Raw genomic sequence first — 4491 nt, 5'->3', positions numbered from 1 at the left:
TGCTCTTGCCATCTCAACGACATCAGCTTTACCAGAAGCGATAATTTCCTCCATCATTTCAGGGTGATTAAGTGCACCAATTGTTGCAACAGGAACACTTACATGCTTCTTGATTTCTTCGGCAAGGTAGACATTTGGTCCGTGAGGTAAGAACATGGATGGATGTGTTATACCAAAGCCTCTTTGGTATGTGCCCGCTGAAACATGAAGTAAATCAATTTTAGATTCAACTGCTTTTGCAATTTGAACACCTTCAGCAAGGTCGTATCCACCATCAAAAAGCTCAGAACCACTCATTCTAAATTCGATAGGGAAGCCCGGTCCAACTGCTTTTCTAACGCTGTCTAAAATTTCAAGTAAAAATCTAACTCTATTTTCAAAAGACCCACCGTACTCATCTGTTCTCTTATTGAAATATGGTGAAAGGAATTGGTTGATTAACCAACCATGGCCACCATGAATCATAATCATTTCAAAACCAGCTTTTTTAGCAAGTGCCGCTTTTTCGCCATAGGCTTCAACGATTTCTTGAATTAAGGCTTTAGTAAGGGCCTTAACTTCACGGCCGTCCGGTCTAGTCCCTGGACTTGGTCCCCATTGAGAGAGTGAATCTTTTTTGTTCTTATCAACAAGATAGGTTCCGGCATATTGACCTGAATGTGAGAGTTCAACACTTGCAATTGCACCATGTCTTCTGATGGCATCAGCAGTGTAGGTAAAGCTCGCAAGGGAATCTACCGTTTGTAAATCCAAATGATACATATGAGATGCTTCTGTTTTAGGATGGACTACAAGTTCACTTACAGTTACACTTGCAGCCCCCCCTTTTGCCCTATTTTCATAAAATGCCGTTGACTTAGGGCCAACTGTACAATCAGCAGTGATGTCCGTCCCCCCCATTGGTGCACCGAACATCCTATTTCTAAAGGTGACATTACCAATTTTTATTGGGCTACATAAATTTGGATATTTTCTTTCCATAATAATCTCCTTATTTTGTATTAGTTTATTTGCAGTCGTTAAATAGATAGCGATAGGATTATGCTTTCGCTAATTTGTCATTGAACTTACGATAAACAAACGTTAGTAGAAGACCAAGCGTTGAAAATGCGATTGCAATTAAGAAAGCGTTTTTATAGCTGTTATTTGCGGCATAGACATTGTTTAAGATGGTTGGACCCACATAACCTGCAATGGCAAAACCAATGAACATAATACCGTAGTTGACACTGTTGTTCTTAGGCCCAAATTGGTCTGCAGTGAAGCCAGGGAAGACACCCATAAACGACCCAAAGCAAAGGCCAATAATTGAAATTGCAATGTAAAATATAGTTGTATCGCCTTCACCCGTGAGGTAGAGAAGAGAAAGGCCGATAACAGATAGTACACAAGCAAGGGCAAGGGTGTTGATTCTACCAAACTTATCTGAAAGCGTTCCAGCCATGATTCTGCCGAGAACATTGAATAGTGCCAATGTCGATACGGCAACCGTTGCTGATGCGGTACTCATGCCAACTAGGTTTTTAGCAAGTGGAGAAGCCATTGGAATAAACATAAGTGCTGCTAAGGCACCACATGTTAATAGGATAATCATGATATAGAAAATTGGTTCTTTGAGCATTTGTTTCCAGTCTTTATTGACTACATCTGATGAGCCGCTGTTATTAAGGGGTGGCGTCCAACCTTCTGGCACAAAATCAGAAGGACACTTTTCCATGACAAATGCACTGATACAAATAATAATGGCAAATACTGCACCAATTATTTTAAACGCTGTCGTTGGACCTGTCGTTGCAATAATCATAGCTGCAAGAGGCGGAATAATCACAGAACTTATCCCAAAAGTTGCAGTGGTGAGGCCGCCCACTAGACCTCTTTTATCTGGGAAAAACTTGATTGAAGTACTGATTGTAGCACCGTAAACCATACCAAGACCTAAACCCAGTAAGATACTGTAGCTAAAAATTAAGAAATTTACACTTTGAGCAAACCCAGAGAGGAACATACCGCCACCAAACATTAAACCACCGATTAAGATCACGACCTTAGGTCCAAAGGCGTCATTAATTTTCCCACCACTAATCATGGTGATTGGACCAACTGAATTGGCAATGATGAAAACAATTGATAAATCTCTAGGCGTTAAAGTGATATTGTTGAGTTGACTTAAATATTCAGCCATAGGGCCGGCAAGTACGCTCCATGCGTATAAAGAGCCGATGCAAAGGTTGATAAAACAGCTTGCTATAAGGATAAGCCATCTTCTTTTTGATAAATTCATATAAAACCTCCTAAAATAATGTTAATCAGCTTTATTGTTATATTTGTAACAATAAAAGCAAATATAATATAACACGTAAATAAAAACATGTCAATGTTTACATGTAAGGGTATTCGTGTTGTTGTTTGCATGTATTGAATTTGATATAATGATTCAAATTGGTATAGGATTCAAATTCAAATGCTATTACTATGAATCAACCTGCAAATATGATCTATCTTGGAATCAAGGAATAAGGAGCAATCAAGGAATAACGAGCAATCAAGGAATAAGGCGCAATTAAGGGATAACTTTGAATTATAATATTACTTGAAATTTTCGATCATCGTGATGAATAGGAGAAGAAAATGAGAACTTTGAAGTATGCAATATTGGGACTTTTAAACCGTCATCCCATGACAGGCTATGAAATTGCAAAAGAGTTTAACTTTGAGCTCGCTGAGTTTTGGTATGCAAATCACAGCCAAATCTATCCTGAACTCAAAAAACTTTTTAATGAGGGACTGGTTATTTTTGATATTGAAATCAGTGGTGATATTTTGGAATCCAAACGATATACAATCACTGAAAAGGGCCGTAAGGACTTAATTCAATGGCTACATAAGGATGAAAAAATCGAAAGAACCCCAAAGGATGTCTTTAGACTTAGAATGTATTTTTCAAATGAACTTGATCTTGAAACGAGAATCTCCCTTCTTGAAAACCAGAGAGTACAGCATCTCAAACGACTCAACACCTTAAAAAAGACAGCAGAGCAATACCCTGAAATCCCCGATAGAGAAAGTGATCGCTTTGGTGACTATATTGTTTTAAGGGGGGCTATTATGAGACAAGAAAGCACCATCGCATGGATAGATGAGTGTATTGGCTTGTGTAAGCTCTGATCCAACAATCTGATGACAATAGGGTGCCTTCCATCACATTAAACCTGTAGGTGGCAATCGGTAACTAAATGTATTTTAGGAGTATATTAATATGACTAAAAGTGATATGGAAACGTTAATTAGACAAAATAAAGAACTTAAAAAGGCTCTAAAAAATGCCAATGAACGTATCGCAGAAATTGAGGATGAAATGATTACTGCCTTTGTCATTGGAGATGCCATTATGGATGGTATCATTGTGGTGAATGCAGAGGGTATCGTCACCAGTGTGAATAAGGGTTATGTGGAAATCACTCAGATATCCGCTGAAGAAGTCGTTGGAAAGAGCATTCAAACCTTAATTGATGAAGAGATGTTTGTGGGTTCGGTTTCTTTGGATGTCATCAGGACAGGTGAAAAAAAATCTGGCATGTGCACAATTGTGAGAAACAAAAGACAGGTCCTCCTTGTGGGAACACCCATATTCAATAGTGACCATAAATTGATTAAGGTCATAACGGTAATGCGGAATTTGACAGAGCTCATTAATCTTAAAGAGAAACTGGAAAAGACCAAGCTCAAAAATGAACTTGTTGAAAACAAGCTCTTAGACCTAAAAAGACAAACCGATAACAGTGGTTTTCTAGGCACTTCACCAGCCATCATCAGGGTCAAGGAACTTATTTACTATGTGGCTTCAACCACTGCCAACGTTCTGATTACAGGACCAACGGGTTCTGGAAAGGAAGTCATTTCAAGAGAAATCCACAATAACAGTCTAAGGCATGATAAGCCTTATATTAAAATCAATTGTGCTGCAATTCCTGAAAATCTATTGGAATCTGAGCTCTTTGGCTACGTGAAAGGTGCCTTTACAGGGGCAGATCAAAAATATAAAAAGGGTTTGTTTGAAACGGCAAATGGTGGAACGATTCTACTTGATGAGATCAGCGAGATGCCGCTTAAGCTTCAACCTAAATTACTCAGAGTTTTACAGGAACGGGAGATAACACCGGTAGGTGGCGTGACCAGCATTAAGATTGATACAAGAGTTATTGCGGCAAGCAATAAGGATTTAAAATCCTTAGTGGATAAAAATCTTTTTCGTGCAGATTTATACTATAGACTAAATGTCTTTCCTATTGAAATTCCATCGCTTAATGAACGGAAAGAAGATATTCCAGATCTAGCAGCATCATTTTTAAACCGCTTTAATGCCAAGTATAATAAAAAGAAAGTTCTTGATAGTACAGCAATCTTCGAGTTAATGCGATACTCATGGCCCGGAAATGTTAGAGAGCTGGAAAATGTGGTTGAGCGTATGACCATCATCTCGTCGAATCGAAT

Annotated in this window: 4 protein-coding genes; 2 read left to right on the top strand and 2 right to left on the bottom strand. The window is 38.5% G+C overall.

The window, feature by feature from the left end; translation table 11 throughout:
- Both AC220I_RS18660 and AC220I_RS18655 read right to left on the bottom strand, forming a co-directional pair.
- A partial coding sequence (locus AC220I_RS18660) for an NADH:flavin oxidoreductase (RefSeq protein WP_486725373.1) occupies positions 1 to 981 on the bottom strand: 981 nt, incomplete at its 3' end.
- Positions 982 to 1039: 58 nt separating this feature from the next.
- A complete protein-coding gene (locus AC220I_RS18655) occupies positions 1040 to 2281 on the bottom strand; it encodes an L-lactate MFS transporter (protein WP_486725372.1) in 1242 nt (413 codons plus the stop codon).
- A gap of 347 nt (positions 2282 to 2628) precedes the next feature.
- On the opposite strand from AC220I_RS18655, the gene AC220I_RS18650 reads away from it, so the two are divergent.
- Together AC220I_RS18650 and AC220I_RS18645 are read left to right on the top strand one after the other, a co-directional pair.
- A complete protein-coding gene (locus AC220I_RS18650; RefSeq protein WP_486725371.1) occupies positions 2629 to 3165 on the top strand; it encodes a PadR family transcriptional regulator in 537 nt (178 codons plus the stop codon).
- A gap of 91 nt (positions 3166 to 3256) precedes the next feature.
- Positions 3257 to 4491, top strand: a 1235-nt coding sequence (locus tag AC220I_RS18645) for a sigma-54 interaction domain-containing protein (RefSeq protein ID WP_486725370.1), incomplete at its 3' end; no start/stop codon positions are given.

Source organism: Fusibacter sp., from assembly GCF_057447755.1.
The sequence above is the reverse complement of the archived record's forward strand: the minus strand, read 5'-3'. Positions and strand labels throughout refer to the sequence as shown.

Coding starts and splice junctions, on each gene's coding strand:
- AC220I_RS18655 (WP_486725372.1), bottom strand. CDS start 2,281: ATGAATTTATCAAAAAGAAGATGGCTTATCCTTATAGCAAGCTGTTTT.
- AC220I_RS18650 (WP_486725371.1), top strand. CDS start 2,629: ATGAGAACTTTGAAGTATGCAATATTGGGACTTTTAAACCGTCATCCC.